The 18,415-nt window shown below is 69.3% G+C and carries 16 protein-coding genes and 1 other annotated feature; of the genes, 9 read left to right on the forward strand and 7 right to left on the reverse strand.

What is annotated here, in order from left to right:
• The first annotated feature begins 2 nt into the window (after positions 1–2).
• Positions 3–494 carry a cyclic pyranopterin monophosphate synthase MoaC gene (gene moaC, locus BLT59_RS09580; protein ID WP_091778825.1) on the forward strand — a complete coding sequence of 164 codons (492 nt, stop codon included), beginning with the start codon at positions 3–5 and terminating at the stop codon, positions 492–494.
• Positions 491–1,720: a molybdopterin molybdotransferase MoeA gene (gene glp / locus BLT59_RS09585; protein WP_091778827.1), complete on the forward strand. Its 1,230-nt coding sequence runs from the start codon at positions 491–493 to the stop codon at positions 1,718–1,720. The genes moaC and glp overlap by 4 nt, the downstream gene beginning before the upstream one ends.
• Positions 1,721–1,723: 3 nt before the next feature.
• On the opposite strand, the gene BLT59_RS09590 is transcribed toward glp, so the two are convergent.
• Positions 1,724–3,511 (reverse strand): hypothetical protein, encoded by a 1,788-nt coding sequence (locus BLT59_RS09590; RefSeq protein WP_091778829.1) that lies wholly within the window; start codon positions 3,509–3,511, stop codon positions 1,724–1,726.
• Positions 3,512–3,741: 230 nt separating this feature from the next.
• On the opposite strand from BLT59_RS09590, the gene BLT59_RS09595 reads away from it, so the two are divergent.
• From BLT59_RS09595 to BLT59_RS09605, 3 genes are all read left to right on the forward strand, one after another.
• Positions 3,742–5,244: an NAD(P)/FAD-dependent oxidoreductase gene (locus tag BLT59_RS09595; RefSeq protein ID WP_091778831.1), complete on the forward strand. Its 1,503-nt coding sequence runs from the start codon at positions 3,742–3,744 to the stop codon at positions 5,242–5,244.
• Between the two features lie 113 nt (positions 5,245–5,357).
• Positions 5,358–6,641 carry a PQQ-dependent sugar dehydrogenase gene (locus BLT59_RS09600; RefSeq protein WP_091778833.1) on the forward strand — a complete coding sequence of 428 codons (1,284 nt, stop codon included), beginning with the start codon at positions 5,358–5,360 and terminating at the stop codon, positions 6,639–6,641.
• A 146-nt stretch (positions 6,642–6,787) separates the two neighbouring features.
• Positions 6,788–7,105 (forward strand): c-type cytochrome, encoded by a 318-nt coding sequence (locus BLT59_RS09605; protein ID WP_091778835.1) that lies wholly within the window; start codon positions 6,788–6,790, stop codon positions 7,103–7,105.
• Between the two features lie 53 nt (positions 7,106–7,158).
• Here the strand turns inward: BLT59_RS09605 and lepA are convergent, their stop codons facing one another.
• The 3 genes from lepA to BLT59_RS09620 all read right to left on the reverse strand — a co-directional run bounded on the left by lepA (position 7,159) and on the right by BLT59_RS09620 (position 10,341).
• Complete coding sequence (gene lepA, locus BLT59_RS09610; RefSeq protein ID WP_091778943.1) at positions 7,159–8,961, reverse strand: translation elongation factor 4; 1,803 nt, start codon at positions 8,959–8,961, stop codon at positions 7,159–7,161.
• 296 nt (positions 8,962–9,257) lie between these two features.
• Positions 9,258–9,458 carry a hypothetical protein gene (locus BLT59_RS09615; protein WP_010682254.1) on the reverse strand — a complete coding sequence of 67 codons (201 nt, stop codon included), beginning with the start codon at positions 9,456–9,458 and terminating at the stop codon, positions 9,258–9,260.
• 61 nt (positions 9,459–9,519) lie between these two features.
• Entirely contained in the window at positions 9,520–10,341 is an 822-nt protein-coding gene (locus BLT59_RS09620; RefSeq protein WP_244513915.1) for a HugZ family pyridoxamine 5'-phosphate oxidase, read from the reverse strand.
• A gap of 305 nt (positions 10,342–10,646) precedes the next feature.
• On the opposite strand from BLT59_RS09620, the gene BLT59_RS09625 reads away from it, so the two are divergent.
• The 4 genes from BLT59_RS09625 (at position 10,647) to BLT59_RS09640 (ending at position 14,197) form a co-directional block, all read left to right on the forward strand.
• The gene (locus BLT59_RS09625) at positions 10,647–11,357 is read left to right on the forward strand and encodes a response regulator transcription factor (protein ID WP_020094607.1); all 711 of its coding nucleotides are present in this window, start codon (positions 10,647–10,649) and stop codon (positions 11,355–11,357) included.
• Positions 11,358–11,380: 23 nt separating this feature from the next.
• Positions 11,381–13,180 carry a sensor histidine kinase gene (locus tag BLT59_RS09630; RefSeq protein ID WP_244513923.1) on the forward strand — a complete coding sequence of 600 codons (1,800 nt, stop codon included), beginning with the start codon at positions 11,381–11,383 and terminating at the stop codon, positions 13,178–13,180.
• Complete coding sequence (locus BLT59_RS09635) at positions 13,180–13,620, forward strand: HPr kinase/phosphorylase (RefSeq protein WP_091778837.1); 441 nt, start codon at positions 13,180–13,182, stop codon at positions 13,618–13,620. Before BLT59_RS09630 ends, BLT59_RS09635 begins: the two co-directional genes overlap by 1 nt.
• A 175-nt stretch (positions 13,621–13,795) precedes the next feature.
• Positions 13,796–14,197: a PTS sugar transporter subunit IIA gene (locus tag BLT59_RS09640; protein ID WP_010682249.1), complete on the forward strand. Its 402-nt coding sequence runs from the start codon at positions 13,796–13,798 to the stop codon at positions 14,195–14,197.
• 10 nt (positions 14,198–14,207) lie between these two features.
• On the opposite strand, the gene BLT59_RS09645 is transcribed toward BLT59_RS09640, so the two are convergent.
• The 3 genes from BLT59_RS09645 to BLT59_RS09655 all read right to left on the reverse strand — a co-directional run bounded on the left by BLT59_RS09645 (position 14,208) and on the right by BLT59_RS09655 (position 18,189).
• Positions 14,208–15,095, reverse strand: coding sequence for an EamA family transporter (locus BLT59_RS09645; RefSeq protein WP_091778839.1), 888 nt, complete (start codon positions 15,093–15,095; stop codon positions 14,208–14,210).
• 183 nt (positions 15,096–15,278) lie between these two features.
• Positions 15,279–16,592: an ATP-dependent protease ATPase subunit HslU gene (gene hslU / locus BLT59_RS09650; protein ID WP_091778841.1), complete on the reverse strand. Its 1,314-nt coding sequence runs from the start codon at positions 16,590–16,592 to the stop codon at positions 15,279–15,281.
• 100 nt (positions 16,593–16,692) lie between these two features.
• Positions 16,693–18,189 (reverse strand): SulP family inorganic anion transporter, encoded by a 1,497-nt coding sequence (locus tag BLT59_RS09655; protein ID WP_091778843.1) that lies wholly within the window; start codon positions 18,187–18,189, stop codon positions 16,693–16,695.
• Positions 18,190–18,248: 59 nt separating this feature from the next.
• Positions 18,249–18,304, reverse strand: a sequence feature (sul1 is cis-regulatory element that is thought to sense ions involved in sulfur or methionine metabolism; They are found in Alphaproteobacteria).
• Positions 18,305–18,415 lie beyond the last annotated feature (111 nt).

Consider the following 18,415-nt stretch of genomic DNA (forward strand, 5'->3'; position numbering starts at 1 on the left):
CGATGCGGCCGGGTTCGACGCTGACCCATCTCGACACCAGCGGCGCGGCCAACATGGTCGACGTCACCGACAAGCCCGCCACCGACCGGACCGCCCGGGCGGAAGGCCAGATCGTGATGAAGCCCGAGACCCTGGCGCTGATCCGCGAGGGCGACGCCAAGAAGGGCGACGTGATCGGCACGGCGCGGCTCGCCGGGATCATGGCGGCCAAGCGCACCCATGAGCTGATCCCCCTCTGCCATCCGCTGCTTCTGTCGAAGGTCCGGGTCGAGTGCGAGCCCGACGATACGCTGCCCGGCCTGCGCATCGCCGCCGAGGTCCGGGTTCAGGGCCCGACCGGCGTCGAGATGGAGGCCCTGACCGCTGTCTCGGTGGCCTGCCTGACGGTCTACGATATGGTGAAGGCCGTCGATCGCGGCATGCGGATCGAGGGCATCCGCCTGACCGCCAAGGATGGCGGCCGCTCGGGCGCGTACCGGGCCCCGACGGCATGAATGGCCTGATCCCGGTCGCCGAGGCGCTGGCGCGCGTGCTCGCGAGCGTCGCCGCGCCGGTGGAGCCCGAGACCGTCCCGCTGGCACAGGCCGCCGGCCGGACGCTCGCCGCGGACGTCGTCGCCTCGCGCACCCAGCCGCCGTTCCCGGCCTCGGCCATGGACGGCTACGCCGTACGCAGTGCCGACGCCGCGCAGGCCGGGGCGACCCTGCGGCTGATCGGCACCAGCGCGGCCGGCCACGGCTTCTCGGGCCGGATAGGCGCGGGCGAGACGGTGCGGATCTTCACCGGTGCACCGGTCCCGGAGGGCGCGGACGCGATCCTGATCCAGGAGAACGCGTCGGCGGATGCGGAATTTGTACGCGTCCTGGAGCCGGTGGAGCCGACGCGGTTCATCCGCCGGGCCGGCCTCGATTTCGCCGCGGGCGAGACCCTGATCGCGGCCGGCATGAGCCTCGACGCCCGCCGTCTAGCGCTGGCCGCGGCGGCCGGCCATCCGCGCCTCTCCGTCCGGCGCCGGCCGCGCGTCGCGATCCTTGCCACCGGTGACGAATTGGTGGAGCCCGGTGCGGCGCCCGCCTGGGACCAGATCGTCGCCTCGAACAGCCTCGCGCTCGGGGCCCTCGCCGCGGAGGCGGGCGCCGACATCATCGATCTCGGGATCGCCGCCGACGATCACGCAGCCCTGGCGGATGCGTTCCGTCGGGCCCGCGAGGCGCGGGCCGACCTGCTCATCACCCTTGGAGGCGCCTCCGTCGGCGACCACGACCTGGTTCAGGCCGCGCTCGCGAAGGAGGGACTGGAACTCGGCTTCTGGCGGGTCGCCCTCCGACCGGGCAAGCCTCTGATGCACGGCCGCCTCGGCGACATGCTGGTGATCGGATTGCCGGGCAATCCGGTCTCGTCGATCGTCTGCGGACTGCTCTTCGTCGTTCCGGCCATCCGCGCGCTCCAGGGCGATCCGCAGGCGGGCGCCGACCGGAGTGAGCCGGCGACGCTCGGCCACGATCTCCCGGCCAATGACGGCCGCGCCGACTACATGCGGGCGAGCCTCGCCCTCGAGCCGGGCCGGCTGCCGGTCGCCACCGCCGAACGGCGCCAGGATTCCTCGATGCTCGCCGTGCTGGGGCGATCCGAGGCCCTCCTGATCCGCGCACCGCACGCGCCGGCCGCGGGGGCGGGCGAGCCCTGCCGGATCATGCGCCTCGATCGCCGATTGCTCTGACGCTCAGGGGACCACCCTCCACGCCTTGAGGGGCCCGGGCAGGTCCAGCGGGACCAAGCGATCGCTCCGGACGGCGCCGCGGGCGAGGCGCGTGGCGAACGCCGTCTCCGTCTGAAGGTCGTCCGCTGGCCGCGCCGGGCAGGCGACGAGGTAGCGGACGCGGAAATCCGTCAGCACCCGATCGAGATCAGCCTCGGTGCCACCAAGACCTTCGACCGCTGCCGTGAGGCCGGGAATCGCCCGATGATACGGCGCGGCAACGATGCTGTGCGGCGTTCGCAGCAGGATCGACGGCCCCAGAACGATCGGCGCCAGCACGGTGCCCGCCGGCAGAGAAGCGAGCGGGCGTATGGCGGCATCGCTGAGGCAGGCGGCGGTCTCGGCCGGATCGGGGGCGGTGCGCAGATTGGGTGCCAGCGTCTCGGCCAGGAGCGCCGGGATCATCCAGAGGCTGCTGATCATCCCGGCGCCGAGGAGTGCGACGGGCCAGCGTCGGGCACCGGCCGCCGGGCCGGCGACGGGCGCCAGAGCCCGATCCAGGACGACACCCGCCACCAGCGGCACGAAGCCGGAGACGATGTAGAGGCCGCGGAACTGGACGATGCCGAGGATCAGCCCCGGCCACAGGAAAAGCGCCACCACCGACCAGGCCCGACGCTCGGGCCCCCGCCACGCCATCGCCGCGGCTGTGACGCTCGCGAGCATCACGACCGGGTAGAAAACCAGAGCCTCCCATTGGCCGCGCGCTACGAACTTCGCCAGCGGCGCCATCTCGTTGACCGTGAGCAGCCAATGGATCCGCACGAGCGGCGGCATGTCGGGGAAGGGGCCGCCGAGGCAGGCCGGGACGGCTACGGCGAACCCGGCCAGCAGAACGCCGCCCGCGACGCCGGTGAGCGCGATGCGCGCGCGGATCGTCGCGAGCCGGTCTCCCGCGGCGGCGGCTCCGGCGGCGAAGACCAGGCCGCCCAGGGTCAGCCAAAGCCAGGGTGGCGAGAGCGCATCGCAATGCGGAACACCCCAGAGGGCGGGTGCCGTCTGCAGGGCGAACAGGGCGGGCGCCACCGTCCCGAGCCCGAGGGCGAAGCCTGCCAACGGCGGGAGTGCGGGTCTTCCGCGCAGGCACCACGCGCCCGCGAGATACAGGGCGGCCAGCGCGACGAAGGGCAGGCCCTCGAGCCCGACCGCCAGCGAGACGGCAGCCAGCACGCCGGCAAACACACCGCGGCGGAGACCTCCGCCGATCATGCAGAATGCGAGACCGAGGATCGCGAGGATCTGCACATTGTGATGGTCGACCCGGCCGGGCTGGAACTGGATCGTGACGCCGTAGGTCTGGGTCGCGGCCACCAGGGCCAGGAGCGCGGCGCGCCCGCCGAAGCTATCCCGGACGCCGCGATACAGGATCGCGGCGTAGAGCCCGAACAGCAGCAGCGGCCAGAAGGCGGCCGTCAGGCCCTCGGCGAAGGCGCTGCCGGTCAGGGGCGCGAGCGCCAGGATCATCCCCGCGATGGGCGCATCCACGAGACGCGACCAGTGGCTGGGCACGCCTGCGGGCGCCAGGAACCGGTATTGGACATTGTCGTACCAGCCTTGTCCGGCCAGCAGGTCGCGCACCTCGACGAGGCGCATGGCGTCGTCGGTATCGGGGACACGCAGGTGCCGGATCGTCTCCCACACAGCGTGGGGGGCGTTCAGCGTCGCGAGGCACAGGGCGGCGAGCACCCACAGCAGCGTGCGGGTATCGATCCGCCCGTGCGTTCGGGAGAGCGGTAGCGCCGGAGCCGGCATGGTTGGATCACCCGGGGCGGGCGGTCGATGCCCTCGACGCCATGCTCGCGCAGGTCGGATTAACGTGCGGTCAAGGCACCGGCGGCGCATCCGAACGCGTCCGTTCGCGCCGGATGGCGAAGATCGCGGATCCGGTCACGGCACCAGCGATTCTTTAACCACAACGCCCCATTCTGCCGTCCGGTCGGCGCCCTGTCCGGCGCGCGCCGCACCAATCGCCGGAGCATGGGATGAGCCACCACACCGAGACGCTGGTGATCGGCGCGGGGCCCGCGGGTCTGACCGCCGCCTACCTGCTGTCGAAGAAGGGGCGCTCCGTCACCGTCCTGGAAAGGGATCCGGCACAGGTCGGCGGCATCTCGCGCACCGTCTCGCATAACGGCTACCTGTTCGATATCGGCGGCCACCGGTTCTTCTCGAAATCCCAGGCCGTAGTCGATCTCTGGGACGAGATCCTGCCCAACGACTTCATCGAACGCCCGCGCCTGTCGCGGATCTACTATCGCGGCCGGTACTACGCCTACCCGCTCAAGGCCTTCGAGGCGCTGCGCAACCTCGGCATCTTCACCAGCGCAGCCTGCGTCGCATCCTACCTCTATGCCCGCCTGCGGCCGGTCGAGGAGCCGAAGACCTTCCACGCCTGGGTCCGCAACCAGTTCGGCGAGCGCCTGTTCTCGATCTTCTTCAAGACCTACACCGAGAAGGTGTGGGGCATGTCGTGCGACGCGATCTCGGCCGATTGGGCGGCCCAGCGCATCAAGGGGCTCGACCTGGGCGCGGCGATCCGAGACGGAGTCAAGCGGTCGCTGGGCCTGCGCAAGCGGTCCCCGGCGGGTGGTCCGGTGATCAAGACGCTGATCGAGTCGTTCCGCTATCCCAGGCGCGGTCCCGGCATGATGTGGGAGGCAGCCGCCGCCAAGGTCCAGGCCCAGGGCGGGCAATTGAAGCTCGACCGCAGCGTCGATTCCCTCAGCTACGATGCCGGGACCGGTATCTGGACGGTGGCCGCCCGCCGCGCGGATGGCAGCCGTGAGACCTTCACGGCCCGCAACGTCGTCTCCTCGGCGCCGGTGCGCGAACTGGTCGATGCGATCCGGCCGCGGCCGCTCAGCACCTTCAACGCCCGGGCGCTGAAGTACCGCGACTTCCTGACCGTGGCGCTCATCGCCAAATCGGACAAGAACTTTCCGGACAACTGGATCTACATCCACGACCCCTCCGTGAAGGTCGGCCGCGTGCAGAACTTCCGCTCGTGGTCGCCCGAGATGCTGCCGGACGCGGACCACACCTGCCTGGGCCTCGAATATTTCTGCTTCGAGGGCGACGGCCTCTGGAACGCCGACGACGCCGAGCTGATCGACCTCGCCAAGCGCGAGATCGGGCAGATCGGGCTGATCGACCCGGCCGACGTGGTCGATGCCTGCGTGGTCCGCCAGCCCAAGGCCTATCCGGTCTACGATGAGGAATATGCCGGCCACGTCGTCACCGTGCGGCGGGAGCTGGAGCGGGATTTCCCGAGCCTGCACCTCGTCGGTCGCAACGGCATGCACAAGTACAACAACCAGGACCACGCGATGATGACCGCGATGCTGACCGTGGAGAACATCCTCTGCGGCCGGCGCCGGCACGATGTCTGGCGGGTCAACGAGGATGCCGAGTACACCGAGGCGGGCGTGTCGGGCGCCGACACCGCCCTGGGCAGCGAGCGCCTCGTGCCGCGCAAGGTCGCCTGAGGCGCGACAGCGCCCCGGCCGCGTCACCGGCGCCGCTTGCCGGTCTCTCCCGCGCCTCTATCGTTCCCTCCCGGTGACGCCCTGGTCCAAGGGCCGCCGGGAGGATTATTTCGATGCGATCTCTGCTTGTCGCCGCGCTCATCGCGGGCGTGGCCATGCCGGCGGCGGTGTTCCCCGCCCTGGCGCAGGGTGCGGCCCCTGCCGAGACCAAGGCCAAGACCGACGACCTCGAGAAGCTCGAGGGCTTCCACAGCACGGACACCCAGGCCGCCGCGGAGATCCCGCAGACCGGCCGCCGCGCCGACGCGATCCGCAAGAACCTGTCGAAGATCAAGCTGCCGGACGGCTTCAAGATCGACCTGTACGCCGTGGTGCCGGACGCCCGCGCCATCGCGGTCGGCCCCAACGCCGGGGTGCTGTTCGTCGGCACGCGCAAGAGCAAGATCTACACGGTCACCGACCGCGACAAGGACCGGGTCGCCGACGAGGTGCGCCCCTTCGCTCCGGGCATCACGTTCAAGATCCCGAACGGCGTCTGCTTCTCGAAGGACGGCGTGCTCACCGTGGTCGAGCAGAACCGCGTCCTGGCCTTCCCGGCCGCCGAGTTCTTCTACGAGAACCCCGACGTCGCCGCCGGCGTGCTGGTCAAGCAGGGCGCGCTGATCCCGGCCTCCGAGGAGAGCTTCAACCACACCGCCCGGGTCTGCCGGGTCGGGCCGGACGGCAAGACCTACATCGCGTTGGGCCAGCCCTACAACGTGCCGCCTGCCGAGAAGATGGACCTCTACAAGAAGACCGGCATCGGCGGCATCATCCGCATCGACGCCGACGGCAAGAATCGCGAAGTCTACGCGACCGGCATCCGCAACTCCGTCGGGATGGACTTCAACACCGACAAGTCGCTGTGGTTCACCGACAATCAGGTCGACGGCATGGGCGACGACAAGCCGCCGGGCGAGCTGAACCGCGCCACCAAGGCGGGTGAGAATTTCGGCTTCCCGTGGTTCGGCGGCGGCTCTGTCCGGACGGTCGAGTACAAGGACCAGACCCCGCCGGCCGACGCAGTCGCCCCGCAGGCCGAGCTGCCGCCGCACGCGGCCGATCTCGGCATGACCTTCTACAACGGCAAGCAGTTCCCGGCCGCCTACAAGGGCGGGATCTTCATCGCCGAGCACGGCTCGTGGAACCGCACCGAGCCGGTGGGCGCCCGGGTGATGTTCGCCAAGCTCGGGGCCGACGGAAAGATCGAGTCGGTCAAGCCGTTCGCGGAGGGCTGGCTCACGGGCGACGGCGAGTATCTCGGCCGCCCGGTGGACGTGGCGGTGATGCTCGACGGCTCGCTGCTGGTCTCCGACGATTCCGCCGGGGCGATCTACCGGATCTCCTACGAGAAGTAGGGGGTTCTTCCCTCCCCCTTGCGGGGAGGGACCGGGGGTGGGGGTGGTTCGGGATGAGGCGCTGCGGTGCCTCCTGCACCACCCCCACCTCCAACTCCTCCCCGCAAGGGGGAGGAGAGTACCGTTGCGCAATCCGAGCCCGCCCGATGATCCGCCCGCTGCTCCTCCTCGCCGCCACCCTCGTCCCGCTCACGGCCCAGGCCGGCGACGCGGTCGCGGGCAAGAAGCGCGCGACCGCCTGCCAGACCTGCCACGGCATGGACGGGCTCTCGAAGCTGCCGGAGGCGCCGAACCTCGCCGGCCAGGTCGAGCCCTACCTCGTGAAGGCTCTCACCGAGTACCGCGACGGCAAGAGGCAGAACGAGATCATGAACGTGGTCGCGAAGGAGCTGTCGGACGCCGATATCGCGAATCTGGCGGCTTACTATGCAGGCATCCAGATCGACGTGCTGCCGCCGAACTGACAACAGCAAGACTCTCCCTCCTCCGGCCAGGGGAGGGGGCAGTGCGGAGTGGATCAATCGTCCATCTTCAAGGCGGCGATGAACGCTTCCTGCGGGATCTCGACGCGCCCGAACTGGCGCATCTTCTTCTTGCCTTCCTTCTGCTTGTCCAAGAGCTTGCGCTTGCGCGAGATGTCGCCGCCGTAGCACTTGGCGGTGACGTCCTTGGACAGCGCCTTGATCGTCTCGCGGGCGATGATCTTGCCGCCGATCGCCGCCTGGACGGGGATCTGGAACAGGTGGCGGGGGATCAGGTCCTTCAGCTTCTCGCACATGGCCCGGCCGCGCGACTCGGCGCGGGTGCGGTGGACCAGCATCGACAGCGCGTCGACCGGCTCGGCATTGACCAGGATCGACATCTTCACGAGATCGCCCTCGCGGTAATCAGACACGTGATAGTCGAAGGAGGCGTAGCCCTTCGAGATCGACTTCAACCGGTCGTAGAAGTCGAACACCACCTCGTTCAGCGGCAGATCGTAGACCACCATGGCGCGCTTGCCGACGTAGTTGAGGTCGATCTGGACGCCACGCCGATCCTGGCAGAGCTTCAGCACGCCGCCGAGATACTCGTCGGGCGTCAGGATCGTGGCGCGGATCCAGGGCTCCTCGATCGACTCGATCTTCATGATGTCCGGCATGTCGGCCGGGTTGTGCAATTCCTTGACCTCGCCGTCGCGCATCTTGAGGCGGTAGACCACCGACGGTGCCGTCGAGATCAGGTCGAGGTTGAACTCGCGCTCCAGCCGCTCCTGAATGATCTCCAGGTGCAACAGCCCGAGGAAGCCGCAGCGGAAGCCGAAGCCGAGCGCGGCCGAGCTCTCCATCTCGTACGAGAACGAGGCGTCATTAAGCCGGAGCCGGCCCATGGCCGAGCGCAGGTTCTCGAACTCGGCCGCGTCCACCGGGAACAGGCCGCAGAACACCACCGCCTGGACCTCCTTGAAGCCCGGCAGCATCTCGGTGGTCTGGCGCTTGTCCTCGGTGATCGTGTCGCCGACGCGGGTGTCGGCCACCTCCTTGATCGAGCCGGTGAAGAAGCCGACTTCGCCCGGGCCTAGCGCGTCGATATCGGCCATCTTCGGCCGGAACACACCGATCCGGTCGACGCCGTAGACGGCGTCGGCACCCATCATCCGGATGGTCATGCCCTTCTTGAGGGTGCCGTCGATGATCCGCACCAGCACCACGACGCCGAGATAAGCGTCGTACCAGCTGTCCACGAGGAGCGCCTTCAGGGGCGCGTCGCGATTGCCCTTCGGCGCCGGCAGGCGGGTGACGATCGCCTCCAGCACCGCCTCGATGTTGAGCCCGGTCTTGGCCGAGATCGGCACGGCTTCGGAGGCGTCAAGGCCGATCACCTCCTCGATCTGCTCCTTCACCCGGTCCGGCTCGGCGGCCGGCAGATCCACCTTGTTGAGGACGGGCACGATCTCGTGGTTGGCGTCGAGCGCCTGGTAGACGTTGGCGAGCGTCTGCGCCTCGACGCCCTGCGAGGCGTCGACCACCAGCAGCGAGCCCTCACAGGCGGCGAGCGAGCGGGAAACCTCGTAGGCGAAGTCGACGTGGCCGGGCGTGTCCATCAGGTTCAGGACGTAGTCCTTGCCGTCCTGCGCCTTGTATTCCAGGCGCACGGTCTGCGCCTTGATGGTGATGCCACGCTCCTTCTCGATATCCATCGAGTCGAGCATCTGCTCGCTCATGTCGCGGAGCGCGACCGTGCCGGTGGCCTGGATCAGCCGGTCGGCCAAGGTCGATTTGCCGTGGTCGATATGCGCGACGATCGAGAAGTTGCGGATGGATTCGATCGGGGCTGTCATCGGCATTCCGTTCGGGCGCGCGCCGGCGCGCACCGTCTGACGTCGGGGCGTGTTCGGATGGATCGGCTCCCGCGCGAGATAGCAGCGCTGCGGGAAGGCGCCAAGCGCGGCCTAAGCGCCCGAGGCCAGCCGCAGATGGATCGAAGGTCCTGCGCCGCCATTCCGGGTCCGGCTGCGCGTCCCCGGGAGGACGCCAGACAGGGGATCGGTCACTCTGACAGGCAAAACGACGGGGGCCGGATCATGCCGGCCCCCGGTTCAGGGACAAGTCTGTCGCTGGGATCCGTCCGGTCCGCTCAGCGGCCGCGGTCGCGGATCAGGCGCTCGATCTCGGCTTCGCCGTGGGAGCGCGCCTTGGCCTCGGTCGGATGCTTCCGGTCAGAGCGCTGATGCAGCTTGCCGTGCTTGCGGATGCTCCACTGAAAAAGCGAGCCGCTCTCGCCGACCGGTTCCACATCGAGGCTGAAGGGGTAGGTATCTGTCTGGGTGTCGCTCATGCGCCCGATATGGGGCACCCAGCGACCTTTCGCCATGCCTGATCGTGAAGTCCTTGCGCCTTCATGTGCGCGCACCGGTCGCGCGCGCTTGCGCGGCCATGGCAACGAGACTTTTGCGCAGCGCACCCATGTCGGTGACGCGTTCCGGATGGACGACCCGGATCGTGCGCTCGCCCGCAATCAGATCCAGACCCTCCGGGTCCAGGCTGGTGAGCCGCCAGGGCAGATCGGCCTCGCCGCCGGCGCCGACGGCATAGAGCGCCAAGGCGTCGGCGTGATCGGCGTTCATGTGCTCCACAGCGCCGCGCTCGCCGGCCACGATCGCCTGCGCGTCCGCGAGATCGAGGAGCAGCTGGTCGCGGGTCAGCGTCGCGGCCTTGGCGAAGCCGCCGTTGAGATGGCCGGCACCCGGTTCGAGGGCGAAGAAGCCGAAATCCGGGAAATCCGCATAGAGCTTGGCCTTCGGGTGGCGGGCCAGGAAGCGTTCCCGGATTCGCGGCTCGGCACTCTGCACGGCGCGGCCGACCACCGTCAGCCGGGGATGGGCGAGCGGGTCACCCTTGCCCCCTTGCGAAAACAGCAGCGAGCAGCGCGGATCGGCCAGCAGGTTGCGGGTATGGGCCGACAGCCGGGACAGCAGCATCAGCGGGGTGCCGTCCGCGTCGGTCGCCATGGTCACGAGGGAGGCGAAGGGGGTGCCGTCCGGATCGAGGGTCGCGAGCGCGCCGGAGCGGATGGTGCGCAGCAGGGTGCGCGCCAGCCCGATGGCGTCGAACGGCGCCGCCTCCGCCGGCAGTGGCCGGGCCGGGCCGCCCGGACCCGGTCCGGTCTCGATGGTCGCGCCCTGAGTCTCGCCCCCTGTCCCGCCCCCCGTCTCGCTCATGCGCGAATCCTTTTCGGTTCGAAGTGCCGCCGCATTCCGCCGCCACGTTAGCGGCGCGGCGCAGCGCGCGCGAGGCGTCCAAGCCGCGTCAGATGGGCCGACGCGCCCAGAGTGTTACGGCCAAGCTATGACGGCCGCTCGCTTTTTCCGATCGGTCGTACTAAAGCACCTGTCCCTTTGCGCGTGCCGGGCTGCGCCGAAACCGCCCGGTTCGCGTTTTTGTCTGCCCCTCGGGGGCCGGGATGTGGCGCGGCCTGTGCGAAGAGCCGGGACCGCGCCTGAGCCCGTTTAGTCAGGGACCGCGCATGCCGACTATCGCCCTCGTCGACGACGACCGGAACATCCTCACCTCTGTGTCGATCGCGCTGGAGACCGAAGGCTACCGCATCCAGACCTACACGGATGGCGCCTCGGCCCTGGACGGTCTGCGCCATTCGCCGCCCGATCTGGCGATCTTCGACATCAAGATGCCGCGCATGGACGGGATGGAGCTTCTCCGACGCCTGCGGCAGAAATCCGACCTTCCCGTGATCTTTCTGACCTCGAAGGACGAGGAGATCGACGAGCTGTTCGGTCTCAAGATGGGCGCGGACGACTTCATCCATAAGCCGTTCTCTCAGCGCCTGCTGGTGGAGCGGGTGAAGGCGGTGCTCCGGCGCTTCGCCAAGGAGGCCCCCGGCAGCACGCCCCGCGGCGAGGCCGAGGTGGCCGCCCGCTCCCTGGAGCGCGGCGCGCTGATGATGGATCCCGAGCGCCACACCTGCACGTGGAAGGGCGAGCCGGTAACCCTGACGGTCACGGAGTTCCTGATCCTTCAGGCGCTCGCCCAGCGTCCCGGCGTCGTGAAGAGTCGGAATGCCCTGATGGACGCCGCCTACGACGACCAAGTCTACGTCGATGACCGGACGATCGACAGCCACATCAAGCGGCTGCGGAAGAAGTTCAAGGTCACCGACCAGAGCTTCGACATGATCGAGACGCTCTACGGCGTCGGTTACCGGTTCAAGGAGGCGTGATCTTCGGGATCCGCCGCGTGAGCATCCGCACCGAAGCACAGACCGAGGATGCCCGACCAAGCACCTCGCTCGCCCAGTTTCTATCCCGACCGCTCGGCTGGCCCCGCACCCTCTGGGAGGCGGTGGGCCAGCGCGCCTCGTCGAGTCTGACGCGCCGCATCGTCGTCCTCAACCTCGTCGGGCTGATCGCGCTGCTCGTCGGGTTCCTCTATCTGAACCAATTTCGCCAGGGGCTGATTCAGGCCCGGATCCAGAGTCTCGCCATCCAGGGCGAGATCATCGCGGGGGCGATCGCCGCCTCGGCCTCGGTGGATACCGACACGATCCGCATCGACCCTGACAAGCTGCTCCAGCAGCAGGCCGGCGAGGCAGCGGAAGAGGAATCGCAGCCGCTCGCCTTCTCGCTCAACCCCGAGAAAGTGGCGCCGCTCCTGTCGCGTCTCGTGACGCCGACAGGCAACCGCGCCCGGGTCTACGACCAGGAGGGCGGCCTCCTGTTCGACACCCGTACCCTGTTCAAACGCGGCGATGCGAGCCGGCCCGATCCGCTGGAGCCGAAGGCCCACAAGCCCGGCATGCTCGAATCCGCCTTCGAGGCGATCCAGGCCAAGCTCGGCGCATTGTTCCGCAGCCGCACCGAGACGAGCGAGGAGACGGGGCCGGTGAACGGCCATTCGCTGCGGGAGGTCCAGGCGGCACTCGGCGGCAACCGCGGCAGCCTCGTACGCCGGAACAAGCTCGGCGAGACCACCGTCTCGGTGGCGGTGCCGATCCACCGGGCCGGCTCGGTCCGCGGCGCCCTGCTGATCTCGACCCAGGGCGACGCGATCGACCGCGTCATCGCCTCGGAGCGGTTCGGCCTGCTGCAGGTGTTCCTGGTGGCTTCGGCCGTGATGGTGGTGCTGTCGTTCCTGCTCGCCGGCGCCATCGCAGGCCCTGTGCGCCGCCTCGCGGAAGCCGCCGAGAAGGTCCGCATGGGCATCAAGACCCGCGAGGAGATTCCGGACTTCACCGAGCGCACCGACGAGATCGGCCACCTGTCGGGGGCGCTCCGCGACATGACCCAGGCGCTCTACCGGCGGATCGACGCCATCGAGAGCTTCGCGGCGGATGTCAGCCACGAGCTGAAGAACCCGCTGACCTCGCTGCGCAGCGCCGTGGAGACGCTGCCGCTCGCCAAGACCGACGAATCCCGCGGCCGGCTGATGGCGATCATCCAGCACGACGTGAAGCGCCTCGACCGGCTGATCAGCGACATCGCCGACGCCTCGCGCCTCGACGCGGAACTCGCGCGCGCGGAGGCCCGGCGCGTCGATCTCCGGCGGCTGCTCACCACCGTCGTGTCGGTGGCCAACGAGCGGCGACGCCCGAAGGATTGCCTGATCCAGCTCGACGTCGAGGCCGCCGGCGCGGATCCGGATTCGCCGTTCACGATCATCGGCCACGACAGCCGGCTCGGGCAGGTCGTGAACAACCTGCTCGACAATGCGAGGTCGTTCTCCCCAACCGAGGCGAAGGTCCGCGTCGTCCTGCGCCGGGTCCGCGGCGAGGTGGAGATGATCTGCGAGGACGAGGGCCCGGGCATCCCCGAACACGCCCTGGAGCGGATTTTCGAGCGCTTCTACACCGATCGGCCCGAGCAGGGCTTCGGGCAGAATTCGGGACTTGGCCTGTCGATCTCCCGCCAGATCGTCCAGGCCCATCGCGGCACCATTCGCGCCGAGAATCGGCCCGGCGCGCCCGATGAGGATGGGGAGCCGACGGTGCGCGGAGCCCGCTTCATCGTCCGCCTGCCGGCGGCCCCACGGCAGCTCCACGCCTGATGGTCACCGTTCACGGCGCCTGTATCGCGCTGTACGGGGCCGGAATCCTGATTCGCGGTCCCTCGGGCGCGGGCAAATCCAGCCTCGCGCTCCTGCTCGCCGCCGCGCCGGACGGGGCTTTCGTCGCCGATGACCGGGTCGTCTGCGCGCCGCGCGACGGGCGAATCACAGCCTGCCCACATCCGACACTCGCCGGACGCGTGGAGATCCGCGGCCAGGGGATCCTGTCTGCGGCCGATCTCGGCCTCACGGTGGATGCGGAGGCGGTGCTGCATCTCGCCGTCGATCTTGTGGAGACGGCGCTGCGCCTGCCCGAACCGCCCGACGATGCGGACATCTCCGGGATCGCCATCCCGCGCCTCGTGCTCGACCGCGGGGTGCGGGCGGCCGGCCTCGCGCCGCTCCTCATCCGTGCGGCGCTGCGAAAGCACCTGCCGTGACTTCGCAGCCGCACAGGCGCTCCGATTCGCCCGAGACTGGTATACCCCCATGGCGCGCACGCAGCGCCCGTGGCATGATCTCTGGAATGTCCAGGCAAAAAGGTCGCGTTCGCCTTGTGGGAGGCTGTGCGATGCACAACATGGCGGCACACACAGGACGTTGGAACACGTGTCGATGATTGGCATGGTGCTCGTCACCCACGGACTCCTGGCGACCGAGTTCAAGGCCGCTCTGGAGCACGTGGTCGGCCCGCAGGATCAGATCGAAACGATCACGATCGGGCCGGAGGACGATATGGAGCTGCGACGCCGGGACATCATGTCCGCAGTCTGTCGCGTAAATACCGGAGACGGAGTGGTCGTACTGACCGACATGTTCGGTGGCACGCCGTCGAACCTCGCGCTCTCCTGCATGAACGGCGGTTCGGTGGAGGTCGTGGCGGGGATCAACCTGCCGATGCTGATCAAATTGGCCAGCGTCCGCGACGAGGAGAAGCTCGGCGACGCCGTGCTTCACGCCCAGGAAGCCGGCCGCAAATACATCAACGTCGCGTCGCGCGTCCTGGCAGGTAAGTAGCTTTCCGTCATCAGGCTTCCAGAGCGGCCGCCGCGGGTGCCATCCGCCGCGCGCTCACGGTGATGCCGACGGACGCCGCGATCACCAGCGCGATCGCGAGCCATTGCACGGCACTGATTCGCTCCCCCAGCAGGACGAGGCCCGCGCAGGCCGCCACGGCCGGCTCCAGGCTCATCAGGACGCCGAAGCTCTTCCGGTCGAGACGGCGCAGGGCGACCATTTCCAGCGAATAGGGCAGGGCGCTCGACATCAGCGCCACCGCGAAGCCTGCCGCCAGGATCCCGGGCGTGAGCAGGGCCGATCCGGCCTCCGCCAGGCCGAACGGGGCCACGACGATGGCCGCCGTGAACATGCCGAGGGAGACGGCCTGGCCGCCATCGACGCGTCCGGCCCTCTGCCCGAACAGGATGTAGAGCGCCCAGCACAAAGCCGCGCCGAGATCGAGCAGGATGCCGACGGGATCGAGCCCGTCCCGGCTGGCGATGGGCAACAGCAATGCGAGCCCGGCGACCGCCACGCCGATCCACAGGAAATCCGAGCGGCGGCGCGACGCGATCAGCGCGACGGCCAGCGGCCCGACGAACTCGATCGCCACCGCCGGTCCGAGGGGCAGGCGTGCCAGGGCGAGATAGAACAGGAGGTTCATCAGCCCGAGGGCCGTCCCGTAGAGGGCGATCCAGCCGGCCTCGCGCGCCGGGAGGCTGCGTCGCCACGGCCGCCAGACGGCGATCAGGATCAGCGCCGAGAAGCCGACCCGCAGGGCCGATGTCCCGGCGGCGCCGACCGCCGGGAACAGGCTCTTGGCGAAGGTCGCCCCGCACTGGAGGGAGAGCATGCCGGTGACCAGCGCGGCGACCGAGAGCACCGTGTCGCCGAGACCGAACCTGTTGCGTAACACGCGACGACATTCCTCAGGACCGGGTCCGGCGCGGGCATAGCAGATGCCGCAATCGCCGCGTGCCATGCCGGGCCTCATGGCTCACGCCATCCTCACGCGTGGCTCGTCGTCCTGGGCTCGCCCGCGGCGCCCATGCCGAATGGCGCGGCGGACGGCCTGGAACGGGGCGCCCAGTGCCTGGCCCTACAGGATGAAACGGCTCAGATCCGCGTTCGACGCCAGATCCTGCACCCGGTCCCGCACATAGGCGGCGTCGATCGGCACCGTCTCGCCGGACCGGTCGGTGGCGGTGAAGGAGATCTCGTCGATCACCCGCTCCAGGACCGTCTGGAGCCGGCGCGCGCCGATATTCTCCACCGAGGCATTCACCTCCACGGCGACCCGGGCAAGCGCGTCGACCGCGTCCTCCGTGAAGCTGAGGGTCACACCCTCCGTCTCCATCAGAGCCACGGTCTGCTTGATCAGGCTGGCCTCCGTGGCAGTCAGGATCTGCTTGAAGTCGTCCACCGTGAGCGGCTGCAGCTCCACGCGAATCGGCAGGCGGCCCTGCAACTCGGGCAGGAGGTCGGCCGGCTTCGAGACGTGGAAGGCGCCGGAGGCGATGAACAGCACGTGGTCGGTCTTCACCGGCCCGTGCTTGGTGGCGACGGTCGTGCCCTCGATCAGCGGCAGCAGGTCGCGCTGCACGCCCTCGCGCGAGACGTCGCCGGACGAGCGGCCCTCGCGGGCACAGATCTTGTCGATCTCGTCGAGGAAGACGATGCCGTTGTTCTCGACCTCGCGGATCGCCTCGCGGACCAACGCCTCGTCGTCCACGAGCTTGTCCGACTCCTCGGCCATCAGCGGCGCGTAGGCGTCCCGCACCAGGATCCGCCGCGGCTTGCCGCGCTGGCCGCCGAGCGCCTTGCCGAGCATGTCGCCGATATTGATTGCGCCCATGGAGGCGCCCGGTACGCCGGGAATCTCGAACATCGGCATGCCCGCAGGCCCGCTGGAGGTCAGCTCCAGCTCCACTTCCTTGTCGTCGAGTTCGCTGTTGCGGAGCTTGCGCCGGAAGCTGTCGCGGGTGGCCTGGCTCGCCGTCGGGCCGACCAGCGCGTCGAGGAGCCGGTTCTCCGCCGCGGCCTCGGCCTTGGCCTTCACGCCTTCGCGCTTGACCTGCCGGGTCAGGCCGATCGCGACCTCGACGAGGTCGCGGACGATCTGCTCGACATCGCGGCCGACATAGCCGACCTCGGTGAACTTGGTGGCCTCGACCTTGAGGAACGGCGCATTGGCGAGCCGGGCGAGCCGGCGGGCGATCTCCGTCTTGCCGCAGCCGGTCGGCCCGATCATCAGGATGTTCTTGGGCGCGACCTCCTCCCGCAGCGGACCGGTCAGCTGCTGGCGTCGCCACCGGTTGCGCAGCGCGATCGCCACGGCGCGCTTGGCGTCGTGCTGCCCGACGATGAAGCGATCGAGTTCGGACACGATCTCGCGGGGAGAGAACGTCGTCACCGCTTAGCCATCCCTGTTCCCGGCCCGAAATCGGCCCCGCGCCGGGAATGGGGTCGCGCGCGGCCCCGCGCAAGGGGCTGCGCATCGGCCGATAGCCGCCTCAGTGTGTCGCCGGGACCGTCGCGGCATCGCCCTTGTCGTGCTGGCCGAACCGCTCCACCAGGGTCGCACTGGCCTCGTTCAGGCCGATCACCTCGACGTTGCGGCCGCGAGCGCGAGCCTTGAGGACCACACGGTCGAGGGCCGCAATGGCCGAGATGTCCCAGAAATGCGCCGCGTGGACGTCGATCACGAGGCGCTCGACCGGCTCCAGCACGTCGATCGCCTCGGAGAAGGTGCCGGCGGAGGCGAAGAAGACCTGCCCGGTGATGGTGTAGGTCCGGGTGCGGCCGTCGGCCGACAGGGCGGAGGTGATCCGGTTGAGCCGGGCGACCTTCCCGGCGAAGAAGACGCCGGAGAGCAGCACGCCCACCAGCACGCCGATGGCGAGGTCCTTCGTTGCGACCACGACCAGGACGGTCGCCAGCATCACCGCCGAGGAGGGCAGCGGGTTGGTGCGCAGCCGGATCAGGGACCGCCAGGAGAAGGTGTTGATCGAGACCATGATCATCACGGCCGTCAGCGCCGCCACCGGGACGACCGCCAGCAGATCCTGCAGCGCCACGAGGAGCACCAGCAGGAAGGCTCCCGCCACCAGCGTCGAGAGACGGCCGCGGGCGCCCGAAGAGACATTGATCACCGACTGGCCGATCATCGCGCAGCCGCCCATGCCGCCGAACACAGCGGAGGCCATGTTGGCGACGCCCTGGCCCATGCATTCGCGGTTCTTGTCGCTGCCGGTGTCGGTCAGGTCGTCGACGATCTGTGCGGTGAGCAGGCTCTCCAGCAGGCCGACCGCGGCGAGCGTCGCCGCGTAGGGCAGGAGGATCCGCAGGGTCTCGAGGGTGAGGGGCACCTCCGGCAGGGCGAAGCTCGGCAGCGCGGACGGCAGGGCACCGAGATGGGCGACCGTGCGCACGTCGAGGTGGAACATCGCAGTGATCGCCGTCAGCACCGCGATGGCGACCAGCGGCGCGGGCACCGCGCGGGTGATCCGCGGGAAGCCATAGATGATCGCCAGACCGAGGGCGATCAGCCCGTAGGTCGCCGGCGTGACGCCGGAGAGTTCGGGCCACTGCGCCAGGAAGATGAGGATCGCCAGCGCATTGACGAAGCCGGTCATCACCGATTGCGAGACGAAGCGCATCAGCCGGCCGAGCCGCAGGAGGCCGGCCAGGATCTGGATCAGGCCCATCAGGATCGTGGCGGCAAAGAGATATTGGACGCCGTGCTCGCGCACGAGGTCGACCATCACCACCGCGGTGGCGGCCGTGGCGGCCGAGATCATCGCCGGGCGCCCGCCCGCGAAGGCGATGGTGCAGGCGATGACCACGGAGGCATAGAGGCCGACCTTCGGGTCGACACCGGCGATGACCGAGAAGCCGATGGCTTCGGGGATCAGCGCGAGGGCGACGACGATCCCCGACAGGGTGTCGCCGCGCAGGTTGGAGGTCCACGACCGGAGGAATCCGGCGTTCCCGGTGAACTTGTCTGACATCGATGAATCCGCACGAGCGGCTTGCCCGCGTCGGCGGCGGGTCGGGCGCGTCTCGAATGCGTGGTCCGGCGGATCGGCGGCCGGAAGAGCCACCCGGGCTTTCACCGGGTCCTTGCGAATGCCCCGACCGTAGGGGCGCACGCGCTGCAATGCAACAACGTCCGGGATGCGGCCTGCAACGCGGGCCCCCGTCGCTCCGGGCTCGCCTCCGCCGCCCCGGAATTGC

This window comes from Methylobacterium sp. UNC378MF, from assembly GCF_900103195.1.
Lineage (GTDB): Bacteria > Pseudomonadota > Alphaproteobacteria > Rhizobiales > Beijerinckiaceae > Methylobacterium.

Excerpts from the sequence above, each read along its gene's own strand:
- moaC (WP_091778825.1), top strand. The coding sequence starts at position 3 with ATGCGGCCGGGTTCGACGCTGACCCATCTCGACACCAGCGGCGCGGCC.
- glp (WP_091778827.1), top strand. The coding sequence starts at position 491 with ATGAATGGCCTGATCCCGGTCGCCGAGGCGCTGGCGCGCGTGCTCGCG.
- BLT59_RS09590 (WP_091778829.1), bottom strand. The coding sequence starts at position 3,511 with ATGCCGGCTCCGGCGCTACCGCTCTCCCGAACGCACGGGCGGATCGAT.
- BLT59_RS09595 (WP_091778831.1), top strand. The coding sequence starts at position 3,742 with ATGAGCCACCACACCGAGACGCTGGTGATCGGCGCGGGGCCCGCGGGT.
- BLT59_RS09600 (WP_091778833.1), top strand. The coding sequence starts at position 5,358 with ATGCGATCTCTGCTTGTCGCCGCGCTCATCGCGGGCGTGGCCATGCCG.
- BLT59_RS09605 (WP_091778835.1), top strand. The coding sequence starts at position 6,788 with ATGATCCGCCCGCTGCTCCTCCTCGCCGCCACCCTCGTCCCGCTCACG.
- lepA (WP_091778943.1), bottom strand. The coding sequence starts at position 8,961 with ATGACAGCCCCGATCGAATCCATCCGCAACTTCTCGATCGTCGCGCAT.
- BLT59_RS09615 (WP_010682254.1), bottom strand. The coding sequence starts at position 9,458 with ATGAGCGACACCCAGACAGATACCTACCCCTTCAGCCTCGATGTGGAA.
- BLT59_RS09620 (WP_244513915.1), bottom strand. The coding sequence starts at position 10,341 with ATGAGCGAGACGGGGGGCGGGACAGGGGGCGAGACTCAGGGCGCGACC.
- BLT59_RS09625 (WP_020094607.1), top strand. The coding sequence starts at position 10,647 with ATGCCGACTATCGCCCTCGTCGACGACGACCGGAACATCCTCACCTCT.
- BLT59_RS09635 (WP_091778837.1), top strand. The coding sequence starts at position 13,180 with ATGGTCACCGTTCACGGCGCCTGTATCGCGCTGTACGGGGCCGGAATC.
- BLT59_RS09640 (WP_010682249.1), top strand. The coding sequence starts at position 13,796 with ATGATTGGCATGGTGCTCGTCACCCACGGACTCCTGGCGACCGAGTTC.
- BLT59_RS09655 (WP_091778843.1), bottom strand. The coding sequence starts at position 18,189 with ATGTCAGACAAGTTCACCGGGAACGCCGGATTCCTCCGGTCGTGGACC.